The sequence below is a fragment of the Leeuwenhoekiella palythoae genome, from assembly GCF_900130045.1.
Lineage (GTDB): Bacteria > Bacteroidota > Bacteroidia > Flavobacteriales > Flavobacteriaceae > Leeuwenhoekiella > Leeuwenhoekiella palythoae.
This window is the reverse complement of the sequence record NZ_FQXT01000007.1, coordinates 96990-114289: the sequence shown is the minus strand read 5'-3', so window position 1 is coordinate 114289 and position 17300 is coordinate 96990. Positions and strand designations below refer to the sequence as shown.

Annotated in this window: 14 protein-coding genes; 9 read left to right on the top strand and 5 right to left on the bottom strand. The window is 41.5% G+C overall.

The window, feature by feature from the left end; translation table 11 throughout:
* Positions 1 to 4 precede the first annotated feature (4 nt).
* The 4 genes from BUA96_RS16595 to BUA96_RS16580 all read left to right on the top strand — a co-directional run bounded on the left by BUA96_RS16595 (position 5) and on the right by BUA96_RS16580 (position 4691).
* Entirely contained in the window at positions 5 to 1597 is a 1593-nt protein-coding gene (locus tag BUA96_RS16595) for a glycerol-3-phosphate dehydrogenase/oxidase (protein ID WP_072985068.1), read from the top strand.
* A 64-nt stretch (positions 1598 to 1661) separates the two neighbouring features.
* A complete protein-coding gene (gene glpK, locus BUA96_RS16590) occupies positions 1662 to 3155 on the top strand; it encodes a glycerol kinase GlpK (protein ID WP_072985066.1) in 1494 nt (497 codons plus the stop codon).
* Positions 3156 to 3160: 5 nt separating this feature from the next.
* Positions 3161 to 3892 carry an MIP/aquaporin family protein gene (locus tag BUA96_RS16585; RefSeq protein WP_072985064.1) on the top strand — a complete coding sequence of 244 codons (732 nt, stop codon included), beginning with the start codon at positions 3161 to 3163 and terminating at the stop codon, positions 3890 to 3892.
* Between the two features lie 19 nt (positions 3893 to 3911).
* Entirely contained in the window at positions 3912 to 4691 is a 780-nt protein-coding gene (locus BUA96_RS16580; RefSeq protein ID WP_072985062.1) for a hypothetical protein, read from the top strand.
* On the opposite strand, the gene BUA96_RS16575 is transcribed toward BUA96_RS16580, so the two are convergent.
* Positions 4688 to 5371: a potassium channel family protein gene (locus BUA96_RS16575; protein ID WP_072985060.1), complete on the bottom strand. Its 684-nt coding sequence runs from the start codon at positions 5369 to 5371 to the stop codon at positions 4688 to 4690. The two genes, BUA96_RS16580 and BUA96_RS16575, sit on opposite strands and share 4 nt — an antisense overlap.
* Before the next feature lie 12 nt (positions 5372 to 5383).
* The gene (locus BUA96_RS16570) at positions 5384 to 7150 is read right to left on the bottom strand and encodes a TrkH family potassium uptake protein (RefSeq protein ID WP_072985091.1); all 1767 of its coding nucleotides are present in this window, start codon (positions 7148 to 7150) and stop codon (positions 5384 to 5386) included.
* A gap of 171 nt (positions 7151 to 7321) precedes the next feature.
* Here BUA96_RS16570 and BUA96_RS16565 point away from each other — a divergent pair, with 171 nt between their 5' ends.
* On the top strand, positions 7322 to 8746 hold the full coding sequence (locus BUA96_RS16565) for a pyridoxal phosphate-dependent decarboxylase family protein (RefSeq protein ID WP_072985058.1): 1425 nt from the start codon (positions 7322 to 7324) through the stop codon (positions 8744 to 8746).
* A gap of 47 nt (positions 8747 to 8793) precedes the next feature.
* On the opposite strand, the gene BUA96_RS16560 is transcribed toward BUA96_RS16565, so the two are convergent.
* From BUA96_RS16560 to BUA96_RS16550, 3 genes are read right to left on the bottom strand one after another with little or no spacing between them, the layout of a single operon-like run.
* Entirely contained in the window at positions 8794 to 9687 is an 894-nt protein-coding gene (locus BUA96_RS16560; RefSeq protein ID WP_072985056.1) for a carbohydrate kinase family protein, read from the bottom strand.
* Positions 9687 to 11024 carry a sugar porter family MFS transporter gene (locus BUA96_RS16555; protein WP_072985054.1) on the bottom strand — a complete coding sequence of 446 codons (1338 nt, stop codon included), beginning with the start codon at positions 11022 to 11024 and terminating at the stop codon, positions 9687 to 9689. The genes BUA96_RS16560 and BUA96_RS16555 overlap by 1 nt, the downstream gene beginning before the upstream one ends.
* A gap of 17 nt (positions 11025 to 11041) precedes the next feature.
* Positions 11042 to 12556 (bottom strand): glycoside hydrolase family 32 protein, encoded by a 1515-nt coding sequence (locus BUA96_RS16550; RefSeq protein ID WP_084673200.1) that lies wholly within the window; start codon positions 12554 to 12556, stop codon positions 11042 to 11044.
* 196 nt (positions 12557 to 12752) lie between these two features.
* Between BUA96_RS16550 and BUA96_RS16545 the strand changes: the two genes are divergently transcribed.
* From BUA96_RS16545 to BUA96_RS16530, 4 genes are all read left to right on the top strand, one after another.
* The gene (locus BUA96_RS16545) at positions 12753 to 13799 is read left to right on the top strand and encodes a LacI family DNA-binding transcriptional regulator (protein ID WP_072985051.1); all 1047 of its coding nucleotides are present in this window, start codon (positions 12753 to 12755) and stop codon (positions 13797 to 13799) included.
* A gap of 2 nt (positions 13800 to 13801) precedes the next feature.
* On the top strand, positions 13802 to 14458 hold the full coding sequence (pgmB, locus tag BUA96_RS16540) for a beta-phosphoglucomutase (protein ID WP_072985049.1): 657 nt from the start codon (positions 13802 to 13804) through the stop codon (positions 14456 to 14458).
* A gap of 3 nt (positions 14459 to 14461) precedes the next feature.
* A complete protein-coding gene (locus BUA96_RS16535; protein WP_072985047.1) occupies positions 14462 to 16768 on the top strand; it encodes a glycoside hydrolase family 65 protein in 2307 nt (768 codons plus the stop codon).
* Positions 16769 to 16837: 69 nt separating this feature from the next.
* Positions 16838 to 17296 (top strand): hypothetical protein, encoded by a 459-nt coding sequence (locus BUA96_RS16530; protein WP_072985045.1) that lies wholly within the window; start codon positions 16838 to 16840, stop codon positions 17294 to 17296.
* Positions 17297 to 17300 lie beyond the last annotated feature (4 nt).

The following is a 17300-nucleotide window of genomic DNA, read 5'->3' as shown; positions in this document are numbered from 1 at the left end:
AACGATGGCGAATATATTTGCGCGTGAGCATTTGACAGGACAACTTTCACAAACCAAAAAATGGGACGTGATTGTGATTGGAGGAGGAGCAACAGGACTTGGAGTAGCTTTAGATAGTGCTACTCGAGGTTATAAAACCTTGTTGCTAGAGCAGGTAGATTATGCAAAGGGAACTTCTAGCCGAAGTACCAAATTAGTACACGGTGGCGTGCGCTATCTCGCACAAGGAGATATTGATCTGGTTAAAGAAGCCTTGTACGAGCGCGGGTTATTGGCGCAAAATGCACCGCATCTGGTGAAGAACCAAAACTTCATTATTCCAAACTACAGATGGTGGGAAGGAATTTATTATACCATCGGGTTAAAAGCTTATGATTTTCTAGCCGGAAAATTGAGTTTAGGAAAATCGAAGCATATCAACAAAACCAAGACTACAGAGCGTCTTTCAACCCTAAGACAAAAAGGACTTTATGGTGGAGTCGTATATAAAGATGGCCAGTTTGATGATTCGCGTTTGGCAACGAATATTGCACAAACCGCAATTGAAAACGGAGCTACTTTACTTAACCATTTTAAAGTCACTGATCTTTTGCAAAACGATACCGGCAAAATTATAGGTGTCGAAGCGAAAGATACCGAAACCGATGCCCATTATACGTTTTCAAGTGATGTTGTGATCAATGCAACCGGAGTATTTACAGATGAGATTCTGCGTATGGAAAACGCCGAAGCTAAAAAATCGGTAGTGCCAAGTCAGGGGGTGCATTTGGTTTTTGATAAATCATTTTTGCCTGGAGACGATGCGATTATGATCCCTAAAACCAGTGACGGTCGCGTGTTGTTTGCAGTGCCTTGGCATGATAAAGTGTTGGTGGGTACTACAGATACCAATCTGGATGATCATAGTTTGGAACCTCAGGCTCAGGAGCAAGAAATTGAATTTATCCTGCAAACCTTCAATAATTATTTGAATAAAAAAGTGACGCGCGCTGATGTGCGAAGCATTTTTGCCGGTTTGCGTCCGCTTGCTGCGCCTAAAGACGATTCAGAAAAAACGAAAGAAATTTCGCGTAGCCATAAAGTGATCGTTTCAGAAACCGGTTTGATCACCATTACCGGCGGAAAGTGGACCACCTACCGTAGAATGGCGCAAGACACGATAAATAAAGCGATTTCGCTTAAAAAACTTCCGAAGAAAGCCTGTGAAACAGCGCATTTGGCAATTCACGGAGCAACGCCTACAGAAGATCGTACCAATCACTTATACATCTACGGAAGTGATCAAAAGGGGATTGCGAGCCTTATAAAAGAACAACCGGAATTAGGTGAGAAATTACACGAGCGTCTTCCGTTTTTGAAAGCGGAAGTGATCTGGGCCGTGCGTTATGAAATGGCGCGCACAGTTGAAGATGTGTTGGCTAGACGCGTGAGAGCTTTGTTTCTAGATGCGGCTGCTGCTCGTGAAATGACTGCTGAGGTAGCGCGATTGATCGCAGCTGAGCTGAATCGTGATGAAGCCTGGAAACTTAATCAGATAGAAGAATTTACAAAATTGGCTAACCACTATTGCATTGAAGGCAATACGGTTACCGCATAAATAAAATCGGGCACTACGGCTTTAACGTCGCAGTGCCTTAATCTTTAAACCTATATTATACAACATGGACCAGTTTATATTATCCCTGGATCAGGGAACAACAAGTTCGCGCGCAATCGTTTTCGACAAGAAAGGTGGAATTGTGTCGATAGCTCAGAAAGAATTTAAACAATACTTCCCAAAACCGGGTTGGGTAGAGCACGATCCTCAGGAGATATGGTCCACACAAGCGGGTGTTGCTGCCGAGGCCACCGTTTCTAAAGGTTTAAACGGAAAAAATATAGCAGGGATCGGGATTACCAATCAGCGGGAAACAGTGGTTGTTTGGGATAAAAACACCGGCGAACCGGTATATAACGCGATCGTTTGGCAAGACAAGCGTACAGCAGATTATTGCGAAGAGCTGAAAGAAAATGGCAAGGCTGAAATGATTCAGGAGAAAACCGGATTGGTGATCGACTCGTACTTCGCCGGAACCAAAGTAAAATGGATACTCGATAATGTAGAAGGTGCACGCGAAAAAGCCGAAGCCGGGGATTTGATCTTAGGAACCATAGATACGTGGTTGATCTGGAAATTCACTAAAGGTGAATTGCACGTGACCGATGTTACTAATGCGTGTAGAACCTTGCTTTTTAACATCAATACGATGGAATGGGACGAGGAACTTCTTGAGCTTTTTGATGTTCCAAAAAGTATGCTTCCGGAAGTTAAAGATTCTAGTGAAGTATATGGGCATACCAAAACCACCATTTTTGCATCTAAAATTCCTATTGCCGGAATCGCAGGAGATCAGATGGCAGCATTGTTTGGGCAGATGTGTACCAAAAAAGGAATGGTTAAAAATACCTACGGAACGGGATGTTTTATGTTGATGAACATTGGAGATAAACCTATTCTCTCTAAAAATAATTTATTGACCACGGTTGCCTGGAGAATTAACGGTAAAACCGAATATGCGCTTGAAGGAAGCATTTTTATTGGTGGTGCCGTAGTACAATGGTTACGAGACGGTTTAGGAATTATCAATAAATCTGAAGATGTGGAGCCATTGGCAGAGTCTGTTGAATCTACAGATGGCGTATATTTTATTCCAGCATTTGCCGGTCTTGGTGCACCGTATTGGAATCAAAAAGCTAAGGGAACTATTTTTGGCGTAACCCGTGGAACCACTGATGCGCATATCGCACGTGCTTCGATCGAAGCGATCGCTTATCAAACGATGGATATTCTAAAATCTATGGAAGCCGATTCAGGAATTGATATTAAAGAATTGCGTGTTGACGGTGGCGCTTCAGTAAATGAAACCTTGATGCAATTTCAGGCAGACGTGTTAGATTCAGTAACAGTGCGTCCTAAAATCACCGAAACTACTGCTTTGGGAGCTGCATATCTTGCAGGTCTTGCCGTAGGCTTCTGGGAAAGTAAAGAAGAGATTCAAGAGATGTGGCAAGAAGATAAACGCTTTGAGCCCGTTAAACCTAAGGAGGATGTAGAAGCCGGAATCAAAGGTTGGTACCGTGCAGTTAAAGCACTAGAACACTGGACTAAATTATAAGAATTATGACACCATTTATAGCAGAAGTTTTAGGAACGGCTTTATTGATCCTTTTAGGAGGAGGGATTGTAGCTAATGATATTTTAAACAAAACCAAGGGAAATGGTGGTGGTTGGATGACCATTACCACCGCTTGGGGACTTGCAGTATTTGTAGGTGTCGTTGTTGCCGGCCCGTATAGTGGGGCGCATTTAAACCCGGCGGTGACCATAGGTCTCGCAGCCGGTGGATTGTTTCCGTGGGCAGATGTACCTACGTATCTCGCAGCAGAATTTATTGGGGCGATGATAGGTTCTTCCTTGGTGTATGTGATGTATAAAGACCATTTTGATGCCACCGAAGACGGCGGACTCAAACGTGCGGTGTTTTGTACAGATCCGGCGATCCCAAATAATTTTAGAAATATTGTAAGTGAGATTTTAGGGACTTTCGTGTTGCTTATTTGTGTATTCTATTTTTCTGATGCAGAAATTGCTGACGGTACAGGAACTAAAGTGGGTCTGGGTTCTATTGGCGCGATTCCAGTGGCATTTGTTGTGTGGGGAGTAGGTCTTTCTTTAGGAGGAACAACCGGCTATGCGATCAACCCGGCGCGTGATTTAGGTCCGCGTATTGTTCACGCACTACTACCCATAAAAGGCAAAACCGATAGTGGATGGAGTTACGCCTGGATTCCTGTTTTAGGTCCCATCATTGGCGCCGTTTTAGCAGCCTTTCTCTTTTTAGCCTTAAACTAATTTATATCTAAATCATTTTATGAAATTTTTGAAAACGGCCTTAGCGCTGTGGTGCATTCTCGCACTTCAGCAGCTACAGGCACAGGAAGACTTACGCTCTTCAGATCTGCAAATTGAAGATTCTACAGCAACAAAATACAAGCCTTTCGCATTTAATCTGAAGGCTAAAAATATGCACCTCTGGAAGGGTTTACGCGTGACCGATGCTCCGGTTCTGGATGTAGATCTTAATTATACCTCACGTGATGGAAAATTCAAAGCCGGACTTTGGGGAGGCGCTGGAGTAACAGGTTATTATACTGAATTTGATTATTACGTTTCGTACAGTACAAACGGTTTTTCGTTAAGTGTATGGGATATTAACAACTATAGTGATTTTCCGGATGCCGGTATTTTTGACTACGACCGAAGCACCACTTCTCATTTTATCGACGTGACTTTAGGATATGAATTTAAGCCTATCCCGTTGAAGCTTTCTTGGAGCACTATCGTGCAAGGGCGTGATACTTATGTTGCTAATGATGGCGAACTGAAAAATGCGTTTTCTAATTATGTGGAGGTTAGTTACGGTTTGATTCAGAAGAAAGATTGGTCGATCAGCGCCTTTGTGGGCGGAGCGTTCTCTTTTGAAAATGAGGCTCATTTTTACGGCGATAAGCCTAATCTAACCAATGTAGGTTTAATTTATGCGAGAGAAGTTCCTGTGCTTAAAAAGTTCACGATCCCAATGGCAGCAACCGCAATGTGGAATCCTGAGCAAGAGTATGGAGCGATCGAAGTCGCAATAACCTTATTCTAAGAATTGATAAATTTTCGGATGTCTTTGTTGGCGCCGTAAAGAACTAAAATGTCTCCACGCTCTAATAGCAAATGGGGTGTGGCGACACTTTGAACATCGATAATGGTTTTGGTTTTACCAATTTCGGTATCTACATATGCATTCTTCAGCGTGGTTAAAACAAGAAGATTATAGCGTTCTCTAAACTGAACTTCTTCCACCGTTTTATTTTCATATTGCTTAGGTAATTTCACCTCTACAATACTGAAATACTCGTTCAGCTCAAAGGAATCTACAACGCCACGCATACACAGCTTTTTTGCCAGGCGTTCTGCGCTTTCTTGTTCCGGGTGTACGATCTCGTCAACACCAATGGCGCTCAATACATTCTCGTGCAAAGGATTTACCGCTCTACTGATGAGTTTCTTTACTTTTAGATTTTTGAGCAGTGCCGTAACCATCACATTGGTACCTTGATTTTCACCAATAGCGACAACAACAATGTCAGTATCCTTAAGGGGTAAACCGGTTACGGTAGATTCATCAGTCGCATCTAGACAAATGGTGTGCGTGATTTTTTCTTTTAAAGCATCTACACGGTTCATTTTAATATCAATGCCAATAACTTCGTTGCCTTGAGCGGTAAGTTTTTCGGCTAAAGAAGCGCCAAAGCTTCCTAATCCCACAATGATATATTTCATAATCTAAACGTTTTAATTGATCAAAATTTCTTCGCTAGGGTAGCGGTAGGCTTTGTATTTCATCTTTCTGAAGATCGCAATTAGTATGGTAAGCATACTCACGCGCCCAATAAACATCAGGATGATCAATACCCCTTTACTACCTGCTGAAAGACTTGAAGTGATGCCTAAACTGAGGCCTACGGTACTATATGCAGAAAAGCATTCAAAAGCAATACTGAGCAAGGTTTTATCAGGATCAAAAGCTGCGATAGCGATCACCGCAAAACCAATAACCACCAGCGATAACGAGATGATAGCAAAAGCCCTTCTCACCGAAATATCGGCGATCTCTCTGCGATACACTTCTATGCGTTCTTTACCTTTAGCGAGGCTCAAAAAGTTTAACGTAGCAATCGCAAAGGTGCTGGTCTTGATACCACCTCCTGTTGAAGCGGGCGAGGCGCCAACCCACATCAATAAGAAGATCATCATCAGTGTAGAAAAATGCAGCTGATTCATATCTAGCGTATTAAAACCGGCTGTTCTGGGCGTAGTGGCTCCAAAAAGTGCGGTTACAAATTTGCCAAAACCATTATGTTCAGCCAGCGTATTGTGGTACTCATTAGCATAAAAAACAGCGGTGCCTAAAAGCGATAATGCGGTAGTGGTAATTAGCGTAATACGGCTGCTAAGACTTAACACCCAAGGTTTGCTTAAAGTTCCGCGATCCCAATATTTAATGGGGTTCACGATCTTGTACTTTAAATATTTCAGAATATTGATGACAATAGGAAAACCCAATCCGCCAAAAACAAAAAGTCCGATTAGGGTGAGCTGTAAAAAATAGTTGTATCTAAAATTGATATCATAAATACCATTAGATAGGGTTGAAAAACCGGCATTACAAAAAGCCGAAATAGAGTGGAAAACCGAGAAAAAGAACCGATCTGTAAAGTCTTGAAAGTTTTCGGCCTTAAGGCTTAGAAAAATTAGAATTCCGCCAACAGCTTCGATCGAAAAGGTAATGATTAGAATACGTTTTAGCGTAGAAAAGACTTCACTGATCTTTTGCGAATTATTCATATCACTCAACACCACCTGATTTTCAAAGGTGGACATTCCCTTAAAAAAATAACTGAAATAACTGGCAAAAGTTAGAATACCCAGACCTCCCAATTGAATGAGAAAAACGATGATGTTTTGGCCAAGAGGTGTAAAAAAAGTTCCCGTATCTACTACGATCAGACCGGTTACACAAACCGCACTTGTAGAAGTAAACAGGGCATCTAAAAATGAAATCCCGTCATAAGTAGCTTTGGGAAGCATCAGTAAAAAAGTGCCTAATAAAACGATCCCAACAAAACTGGCAATAAAGAGTTGCGCCGGGTTGAGGTGGCTCTTTTTGTAATTCACGCGCTGCTCTGCAAATTCTCTAATAAATGTGAGTAAGATCGCTGCCCTTACCCAACTGTCACTATAGAGAAAATTTAAATGCTTATGCGCTTCAGCACCAAAAAAATGAATGCCTATGATATATAAAATGACCAGAATACTGGCCGCGTCAAAAAGAATGACCTGTGTGCTTAGTTTTTTTGATTGGGTAAAATAGCGTACTAGGGTAACGGCGATTCCCACAAAAAGAATAAACAGGTAATAGGCGTTGAGAAAGGTTTGCAATTTTGAAGATTGCTCGTAACCAAAATCAAGGATAAAAGCAAAAACTCCAAGCAAACTAAGAATGAAAGCGGTGCGAAACAACGTCTTTAGCGTAAATACATTTGCTAATGTTTCTTTCAAACTTTTAAGATTTAAAATTGCTGTGCAAAGGTAGCGTATTCCTGGTGTTGGCTTTTTTTTAAGTCTTAAAATATTTACAAAGTTCGAGCGATGTACTTCCAACGAAAGGATGACGGGGCAAAGGGTTTTAGCTGAATTTAAAGCCGTAGTTTTGCAGAAAATTGAATATTGATGGAAGCAAAGGATATAGCGCGTTTAGAATTGTCTGAACAAGAAATGCGTGATTATGGGTATAAAGTGGTTGATGCTATAGTTGAGCATCACCTCAACCAACATAAAAAGAAACCGGTAGCGCAAGCAAGCCGTGAAGAAATGGATTCTTTGTTACGCGAGCACGCTCCAGAGGCGCCTACAGCCGCTAACGAGGTTTTTAATACTGTAATGGAAAAGGTGATGCCTTTCACAAACATTATGAGTCACCCTAAGTTTTATTCGTTTGTGCCCGGGCCCAGCAATTACGTGAGTGCGATGGCAGACGCTTTAGCAACAGGGTTTAATGTGTTTTCAGGAGGCTGGGCAGCTTCGCCGGCAGCTGCAGAATTAGAGATCGTGACCATAAACTGGTTATTGAGTTTATATGGATTTCCTAAAAAACGCGGCGGCGGAATTTTCACCAGCGGTGGCTCGATGGCAAATCTTACGGCTTTGATCACTGCGCGTAATATCAAATGTGGCGACGATTTTTCTAAAGCGGTGATATACCTGTCTGATCAGGCGCATTCTTCAAATATCAAGGCGATTCGTGTGATGGGCTTTAGAAAGGAACAGATACGTTTGATCCCAACCGATCTTGAATTTAAATTCGCAATCAATAAGCTGAAAAATGCGATCAACAAAGATCGTCTTGCCGGGTGGAAACCTTTTTGCTTACTGGCTTCAGCCGGAACAACGAATACCGGAACTGTAGATCAATTGACCGAATTGGCTGCTATTGCCAAGGCCGAAGATTTATGGTTTCATATTGATGGGGCCTATGGTGGCGCAGCCATTCTGGCAAAGAATGGAAAACAACTTTTAAAAGGAGTTGAAAAAGCCGACTCGCTAACGGTAGATCCGCACAAATGGTTCTATCAGCCTTATGAAATGGGGTGCTTGCTCGTGCGAAATCACAAATGGTTAAGCGGAACATTTACCGAAGTTCCTGAGTATCTTAAAGATGTTGAAGGGAACAGTTCTGAGATCAATTTTTACGACCACGGAATCCAATTAACCCGACGTTTTAGAGCGCTTAAATTCTATATGAGCATAAAAACTTTTGGGTTGAAAGCTTTTAGAGAAGCGGTGCAATACAATTTTGATCTGTGTGAAAAAGTAGAAAGCATTCTTCGGAAAAGTAAAAAGTGGGAAGTGGTTTCTCCGGCTACACTAGCCGTGATCAATTTTAGATACAACCCTATCGATCAAAACCTGTCTGAGCAAGAACTTGATGCACTCAACTCAAAGATCTCAGAAGGTGTGGTAGATTCTCGCGAGGCGATGCTAGTGACGACCATTCTTAATGGGCAAACTGTATTGCGTATGTGTTTGATCAATCCACGTACGACCTTGGCCGATGTAGAAGAAACAATCGCGCTATGCGAGAAAATGGCCGAATAATTACGCGATAATTGAGATTCAAAAACCTTGGGTTTACCCCAAGGTTACTATTCTCTCATTTTTGCTTCTATTTGTTCTGAAGTAATTGGGGCGTTAGCGCCTTTGGTTCCGGCTACTAAAGCACCCAACGCACAAGCAAAGGCCAAGGCTTTTTCCGGTGTGTTTTCAACTTTAAAAAGTTGGTAGATCAGTCCGGCTAAAAAAGAATCCCCGGCACCCACAGTGTCTATCACTTTTGTACTGTAACCCGAATTGCTAACCAAAGTACCATTTTGATAAAGAACAGCGCCTTTGGCACCCAAGGTGACGCAAATTATTTCAGTAGCCGTGTGCTTGCTTATTTCAGCGAGTTGCTCGTGAATGGTTTCACCAGTAATATTTAGATGCGCAACCACTTCTTCAAGTTCTTCATCATTCATTTTGATCATTTGCGCTTGCTTCATAAACTCAATAAGCGTTTCCATTTCGTAATGCGGTGCGCGTAAATTCACATCAAAAATGGCATAATCAGCAAGCTGAAGCAGGCTGTTAAGCGTTTTGCTCGACTCGTTGCTGCGTGCTGCTAAGGAGCCAAAAATGAATAGATCGGCTTGCTGCACAGCATTTTTGTTTTTATCAGTCAATGCTATAGCATCCCACGCGACCGGTTTCTTGATGTTGTACGAGGCACTGCCCGAAGCATCAAGCGTGACTTCTACTTTTCCGGTTTCTAGAGCAGGATCTTCTTGAATCAGACTTTGATCAAGACGGAATTTTTGAATGGCTTCACGGGTTTCTTCGGCTAAAGCATCTTGGCCCAATCTGCTGATCATTTGCATCGTGACGCCCAGACTTTTCATACGTAAGCATAGATTTAGCGGAGCGCCGCCTAAAGCTTTTCCGTCAGGAAAAACATCCCATAAAATCTCCCCGAAGCAAATAGCGTTTAAAGACTCTTTCATTATCCCAATATTTTTTCTTCTAGTTCTTCAAGCGAAATCCCTTTAGTTTCGGGCATCATAAATTTGGTGAACAGTAATTGTAAAAACATCATAAACGCAAAAAATGCAAAAATAGGCCACGGATTGTCCTTAAAAATTCCGTCTTCTCCATCTAAGAAAACCGGAGTCAAAAGTGTGATCAACGCAGCAAAAACCCAATGCGTTCCTGTTCCCCAAGATTGCCCGTAAGCACGTACTTTATTTGGGAAAACTTCAGAAATAAATACCCAGATCACAGCCCCTTGTCCAACAGCGTGTGATGCGATAAAGATCAGAATGAAGGTAAGTAACAACGCCGGACTCGCGCCGCTGTAAAAACACCAAGCTACTGTAACAAGGCTGATGATGTAACCAAACGAGCCGATAAACATTAGCGTGCGACGGCCCAGACGGTCGATCAAGCCAACACCAACAAAAGTAAAGATGAGGTTCACCACGCCGATTGAAATTGAATTTAACAAGGAATCTTCGGTGGCTAAACCGGCTTTTACTAAAATTTCAGGGGCATAGTACAGAATGAAATTGATCCCGGATACCTGATTAAAAAAGGCGATTAAAAAAGCTAGGATCAAGGGTTTTTTAAATCGTGCCGTAAAGAGTTTTACGTCATCAGTCGTTTTTGCTAATTCGGTTTTAATGCTGTCAATTTTACGCTGTGTTTCCTGTTTGCCATAAACTTGATTGAGTACCGCAAAAGCACCTTGTTCATCCTTTTTCTTATGAAGCAGCCAGCGCGGACTTTCAGGAACGGTCATTACCAGAACCGTATATAAAAACGCAGGAATCGCTTCGACACCCATCATCCAGCGCCAGTCATTTTCACCTTGAAAACCTTCTAAAAGGTAATTTGAAAAGAATGCGATAAGGATACCTAGAACCAGATTAAACTGATACAGTGCGACCAATTTACCGCGGTTAGAAGCAGTGGTAATTTCTGAAATATAGGTAGGCGCAGCTACGGAAGAAGCACCAACACCTACACCGCCAATGAAGCGAAAAAAGGAAAATAAATACGGATCTGGAGATAAGGCAGAACCTAAAGCCGAAGCAAAATAGAGAATCCCGATCCAGAACAAGGTTTTTTTGCGCCCAAATTTATCACAAGGAATACCGCCGGTTAGAGAACCCAAAACGGTTCCCCACAGGGCCATTGACATGATGAACAGTCCGTGAAACCAAGGTGAGAGATTCCATAATTCTTTAACCGGTAAGTTGGCACCTGAAATTACTACGGTGTCAAAACCAAAAAGAAAACCGGCAAGTGCGACGGTTACAGACCATTTTTGTACTGCTTTCATATATTCAAATTCTAGTATTAGTTATTGTTCTTCCAGATTGAAGGAATTGGGGTGATTTTTAAATTTTTCACTTCATCTTCGGTAGTGATGCTGAACTGGGTGTATGGCTTTTCTGGGAAAAACTGTGCGGTGATGGCATTAGCGCCGTTATCAGCAAAAAATTCTATCGAAGAAGCATCTAAGAAAATTTGAAATTCCGCTGAATCGCTGTCGATGAAGTCAGCAGGAGCTTCCATTATTGGGAGTGCGAATTTATCTGAAAAGTCGGTCAAACCACTTTTGCTTCGGTCCAAACTGTATTTAGCGGCTTGGGCGTCAAATGAAATCGTGAGCTCTTCGCCATCTGCATTTCCGACATTAATCTTAAAATCCTTAAGCGGTTTAGGTAATTTAAAGGTAATTACCGCTTGGTTGAGGTTTTTATAAGAAAATGATGAGGTGTTCTGCTCCCTTGAAATATCTATAGAAACATCGCTTAAACCTTCAGTAATTGAGGCTACCGGAGTATTGGCTAAAAAATAATCCTTGTTTTTATGCAGACTCACTTTTTGCGGAAGCGTCATTGCGCTACGCCACTTTTCGGTAGGTGTTTCCTGGCCGTACTCCCAATTGCTCATCCAAGCGATAAACGTGCGTTCTTCATCAGGTAGGTTGTTGTAGGTGATCCCGGCATAATTATCACGCCCAAGGTCAATCCATTTTTCGTCTGTTTGGCTTGTAGTAAATTGTTTTCCGTCAAAATCACCAATAAAATATTGCGTTCCGGAGCCACCGTTAGGAGCGCCCGGATTGATGCTGATAAACAACACCCATTTGGTCTCTCCGGTTTCCTCGACCGTTAACGGAAAGAGATCAGGGCATTCCCAAACGCCACCGTGAGCCCCGATATCCTTACCAAACTCGCTGAGGTAGGTCCAGTCAATTAAATTATCAGAATTGTAAATCATCGCGCGATCGCCGGCAACCAGCACTAGAATCCATTTATTAGAGTCTTCGTGCCAGAAAACCTTCGGGTCTCTAAAATCTATAAGGTTTTCGTTATTCGGCACAACGGGATTGCCGGTATACTTTGTAAACGACTTTCCGTTATCAAGACTGTAAGCAATTCCCTGATATTGATAATCTAAAGTTTTTGCCTCAGCACCTTTGGGTTCGTGATAGGTGAACATGGCGATCAGTGGCGGGTTTTCGGCAGTGCCTAAGCCAGAAGAATTGTTGTGGTCAACCACGGCACTTCCTGAAAAAATGTAGCCTAATTCATCCGGCTCAAGTGCAATTGGCTCGTTTTTCCAATTTTTTAAGTCCTCACTGGTCGCGTGCCCCCAATGCATAGGTCCCCAAACGGTAGAATCTGGGTAAAATTGATAGAAAAGATGATAGGTTCCGTCGTTGTAAACCAGACCGTTAGGGTCGTTCATCCAGTGTGCTTCGGGCGAAAAATGATATTGTGGGCGAAAATTTTCGTGATATGATTTAACTGCCGTATCTTTAGGGGTATCATTTGCGGTGTTTTCTTTTTTACAAGAACTCATAATTAGTGTGATTAACAGAATGGAATGTACATATTTCATGATAGACTACATTAATTAAACCTTTCGGTCAACAAGAGTCGAAATTTAAAACAAATTAAGAGAACTTAATCGATTTAGTCGCTTAAATTTGCCACAAGTAATAATTATCAATAGTCTTTCAAGATAGACAAAAAGAATTAAACCGATTTTTCAAATTATGAAAAGAAAGTTAACCCTAAAATCAATAGCAAAAGAGCTGGGTGTTTCGATCTCTACCGTTTCAAAAGCGCTTAGAGACAGCCCGGAAATCAGTGAAGAAACCCGTGAGAAGATCAAAGCTTTTGCGAAGCTCTATAACTACAAGCCTAACAATATAGCTCTGAGTTTAAAAAATCGTAAAACCAATACGATCGGGGTGATCATTCCTCAGATTGTACACCACTTTTTCACTACAGTAATCTATGGTATTGAGCAGGAGGCGCGTGAGAATAATTACAACGTGATCATTTGTCTTTCAAACAATGCTTTTGATAAAGAAGTTCTCAATATGGAGCTTTTAGCTAATGGAAGTACAGACGGATTTATTCTTTCGGTTTCTAAAGAAACGATGATGAAAGAAGATTATCACCACTTAAATGAAGTGATCGATCAAGGAATGCCTGTGGTGATGTTTGACCGTGTGGTTGAAGGGATTCAGTGTGATCGAGTATTGATCGATGATAAAGCCGGCGCAAAAAAAGGGGTGACGCATATGATTCGCTCCGGGTGTCGTAAAATAGGTATTATTACCAGCGAAGATTACGTGAGTGTAGGACGCCTGCGTACCGAAGGTTATCTTGATGCTCTGGATGATTTTGGAATCAAAGCTGATGATAAGCTTATTTTGAAGTTGGATAATATTGATGATCTTTCTGATAAATCTAAAAAGCGTATCGAAGATTTTATCACTAATAACGACCTTGATGGTGTGTTTACCGTAAATGAACTCTTTGCTGTTCATGCATCTCGTGTGATCAACGCTTTGGGTAAAAAGATTCCTGATGATATTTCGCTGGTTTGTTTTACTGATGGTCAATTGTCTGAGCATGCAGTGCCTAGTTTAACGGCGGTGAGTCAGCACGGGGAAGAAATGGGGCGCAAAGCAGCTTCTATTCTTATCAATAAATTAGAAAGCCCTGAAGACGAGGAAGAAGAATATAGCACAACCTATATTGATACCAGTCTTGTAGAGCGTGAATCTACTAAAGAAGTAACGCGCAGATAAGGATGGGTAAAAAGGGTTTTATTTTTGACTTAGACGGAGTAATTGTGGATACGGCCGGATTTCACTACTTAGCGTGGCGAAATCTGGCTCATGAATTGGGTTTTGAATTTACCGAAAAGCAAAACGAGCGTTTTAAAGGCGTGAGTCGCGTACGGTCTCTGGAAATCTTACTTGAAATAGGAGATGTAAAAGCCACTCAAGAACAAAAAGAGGGCTGGCTCGTTTCTAAAAATGAGGAATATCTGAGTTATATTTCCAAAATGACTTCAGATGATATTCTGCCGGGCGTACTAAAAGTGCTTGATTATTTGCAAGAAAAGCAAATACCTATGGCTCTTGGTTCTGCCAGTAAAAACGCGCAACCCATCTTAAAACGTGTTGGGCTTTTTGATCGTTTTGACAGTATTGTAGATGGCAATCACGTAACCAAAGCTAAGCCAGATCCCGAAGTTTTTACCATAGGTGCAGACGCTTTAGGTGTTGCCTATACTGATGCGGTCGTTTTTGAAGATTCAATTGCAGGTATTCAGGCAGCAAACCGGGTCGATATGGTAAGCATTGGTATTGGCGATGCACAGGTCTTGCACGAAGCCGATCATAATTTTAAGGATTTTACCGAAATCGATACCGCATTTTTAGACCAACTAATCAACGCATAAACTATGAATCAAGATTATATCATTCCTGCTCCCTGGGCAGTAATAGAAGAAGGATTTGAAAAGGATCGCGTAAAGTCTTCAGAAAGTCTTTTTAGCATTGGGAACGGTGCTATGGGGCAACGAGCCAACTTTGAAGAAGCCTATAGCGGAAAAACGTTTCAGGGAAGTTATATAGGAGGTGTTTATTATCCTGATAAAACCCGAGTAGGCTGGTGGAAAAATGGCTATCCTGAATATTTTGCAAAGGTGCTTAATGCTCCAAGCTGGATCGGGATCAAAGTGACCGTAGACGGGGAAGCGCTTGATTTGAATACCGTAAAATCGGTGTCAAAATTTCGTCGCGAACTCAACATGAAAGAAGGTTGGTTAGGTCGCAGTTTTGAAGCCGAATTACAAAACGGAACGCAACTTAAAGTGAAAGCTAAACGCTTTTTGAGTTTAGAACACGATGAGCTGGGCGCGATCAATTATGAGGTGACTCCGCTAAATAAAGATGTGAGTATAAGTTATGAGCCGTATTTAGACAGTGGGATTACCAATGAGGATACCAACTGGGATGATAAGTTCTGGAATACGCTTGAGGTAGAAGAAGACGGCAATAAGGCCTATATCACAGCGCACACGATGAAAACGATGTTTTACGTGTGTACGGCGATGTCAAACACCTTTACCGTTGATGGGAAAGAGATTTCTTTAACCCTCAAAACCAATAAAGCAGAGACCTACATCGGGCACGTTTATGAGACTGATATCAGAGAAGGCGAGACTTTTGCTATTCAGAAATATGCAGGATATATCACCTCTTTCAATCACGATAAAGACGAATTAAAGCAAGCTGCTGAAGCTGTTTTAGACACTGCTCTTGAAGAAGGATTCACCCGATTGTTAGCTAAGCAAAAGGAAGACTGGGCAGCAATCTGGGCAATGGCAGACATCGTCATCGACGGAGATGTCAAAGCACAGCAAGGTATTCGTTTCAATATTTTTCAGCTGAATCAGACCTACTTGGGTAAAGATGCTCGTTTGAATATTGGGCCGAAAGGATTTACCGGAGAGAAATATGGCGGTTCTACCTATTGGGATACCGAAGCTTATTGCTTGCCTTTTTACATGGCAACCAAGGATCAGCAAGTAGCGCGTAATTTGCTAACCTATAGATACACCCATCTCGAGAAAGCTATAGAAAATGCCGAAAAACTCGGTTTTAAAAATGGCGCGGCGTTGTACCCAATGGTTACAATGAATGGGGAAGAGTGCCACAACGAGTGGGAAATCACTTTTGAAGAAATACACCGTAACGGCGCGATGATCTTCGCGATCAGAGATTATGTGAATTACACTGGTGACTTTAGCTATGTTCCGGAAAAGGGATTGGAAGTAATGATCGGGGTAGCACGTTTCTGGAAACAACGAGCAACCTGGTCGAGCAAAAAAGAGCAGTTTGTTATTCTTGGTGTTACGGGACCTAACGAATACGAGAATAACATAAATAATAATTTTTACACCAATTATCTTGCAAAATGGTGTTTGAATTATGCGGTTGAAAATGCTAAGAAAGTAAGCAAGGTATTCGCATCAGATTATAAGCGAATTGCTGAAGCTACGGGTATTTCTAATGAAGAATTGAATTCGTGGACCGAAGTTGCAGAAAAAATGTACTTGCCTTTTTCTGAAGAAAACGGCGTGTATTTACAACAAGACGGCTTCTTAGATAAAGAATTAGTTACGGTAGCGGATTTGGATAAAGCAGAGCGCCCCATCAATCAGAAATGGAGCTGGGACCGCATCTTGCGTTCACCTTACATAAAACAAGCCGATACATTACAAGGTTTTTATGTTTTTGAAGATGATTTTTCACAAGACGAACTCAAAAAGCATTTTGATTTTTATGAGCCGTTCACGGTTCATGAATCTTCGTTAAGTCCTTGTGTGCATTCGATTCAGGCGGCAAAATTAGATCAGATGGATCAAGCGTATGCGTTTTATTTGCGTACGGCACGTTTAGACCTTGACGATTATAATAAAGAAGTGCACGAAGGACTGCACATTACTAGTATGGCCGGGACTTGGTTGAGTATTGTTGCCGGTTTCGGCGGAATGCGTATCAAAGATGACAAGCTTTCTTTTGCGCCAAAAATGCCAAAAGCCTGGGATGGTTTTTCTTTCAAACTGAATTTTAGAAATCAGATCGTAAAAGTAGCGGTAGCTAAGGATAAATATACCTTCAGCCTAGATGGTGGAGATGATCTTGATATTTTGGTAGACGGAAAAGAGATTAGCATTTCTGCAGATGAGCCTACCGAAGTTTAATACTATACTATAGTTTTAATCAAAGCCTTTGTTCTTTAAAGAACAAAGGCTTTTGTTTTATACATCGATATGAACTTATACCAACTTAAATATAGACCCGCACTTCAACAAGAAGGTAAAGCATTTAAAAAGCAAGAAAAACTCAATATGCTTTTAGCCGAATTGGAAACACGCAACTTACCTGAATCTTTAAGCAATACTATAAATAAAAAGGTCGAAAAACTCAATGATCTAAAGGGGTCAGAAAAGGAATTGTATAAAGCGTATATAAAATTTCAACATAGCATTTTACGATTGATCAAGGAGGAAACAGGCATTGTTAAAAAGGGTCATTATAAACATATGTGGACGGCTTTAGGAATGAGTGTTTTTGGTATCCCATTAGGTATAGCCTTTAGCTCAGCATTCGGTAATATGGCATTCTTAGGCGTAGGATTACCTATTGGATTAGTAATAGGTGCTGCTGTAGGGGCCAAAAAAGATAAAGCGGCGGCTGCAGAAGGTAAAGTGCTTGATGTTGAGATTTAGTTGT

Coding starts and splice junctions, on each gene's coding strand:
- BUA96_RS16580 (WP_072985062.1), top strand. CDS start 3,912: ATGAAATTTTTGAAAACGGCCTTAGCGCTGTGGTGCATTCTCGCACTT.
- BUA96_RS16530 (WP_072985045.1), top strand. CDS start 16,838: ATGAACTTATACCAACTTAAATATAGACCCGCACTTCAACAAGAAGGT.
- BUA96_RS16555 (WP_072985054.1), bottom strand. CDS start 11,024: ATGAAAGCAGTACAAAAATGGTCTGTAACCGTCGCACTTGCCGGTTTT.
- BUA96_RS16535 (WP_072985047.1), top strand. CDS start 14,462: ATGAATCAAGATTATATCATTCCTGCTCCCTGGGCAGTAATAGAAGAA.
- BUA96_RS16575 (WP_072985060.1), bottom strand. CDS start 5,371: ATGAAATATATCATTGTGGGATTAGGAAGCTTTGGCGCTTCTTTAGCC.
- BUA96_RS16585 (WP_072985064.1), top strand. CDS start 3,161: ATGACACCATTTATAGCAGAAGTTTTAGGAACGGCTTTATTGATCCTT.
- BUA96_RS16595 (WP_072985068.1), top strand. CDS start 5: ATGGCGAATATATTTGCGCGTGAGCATTTGACAGGACAACTTTCACAA.
- glpK (WP_072985066.1), top strand. CDS start 1,662: ATGGACCAGTTTATATTATCCCTGGATCAGGGAACAACAAGTTCGCGC.
- BUA96_RS16545 (WP_072985051.1), top strand. CDS start 12,753: ATGAAAAGAAAGTTAACCCTAAAATCAATAGCAAAAGAGCTGGGTGTT.
- BUA96_RS16565 (WP_072985058.1), top strand. CDS start 7,322: ATGGAAGCAAAGGATATAGCGCGTTTAGAATTGTCTGAACAAGAAATG.
- pgmB (WP_072985049.1), top strand. CDS start 13,802: ATGGGTAAAAAGGGTTTTATTTTTGACTTAGACGGAGTAATTGTGGAT.
- BUA96_RS16560 (WP_072985056.1), bottom strand. CDS start 9,687: ATGAAAGAGTCTTTAAACGCTATTTGCTTCGGGGAGATTTTATGGGAT.
- BUA96_RS16550 (WP_084673200.1), bottom strand. CDS start 12,556: ATGAGTTCTTGTAAAAAAGAAAACACCGCAAATGATACCCCTAAAGAT.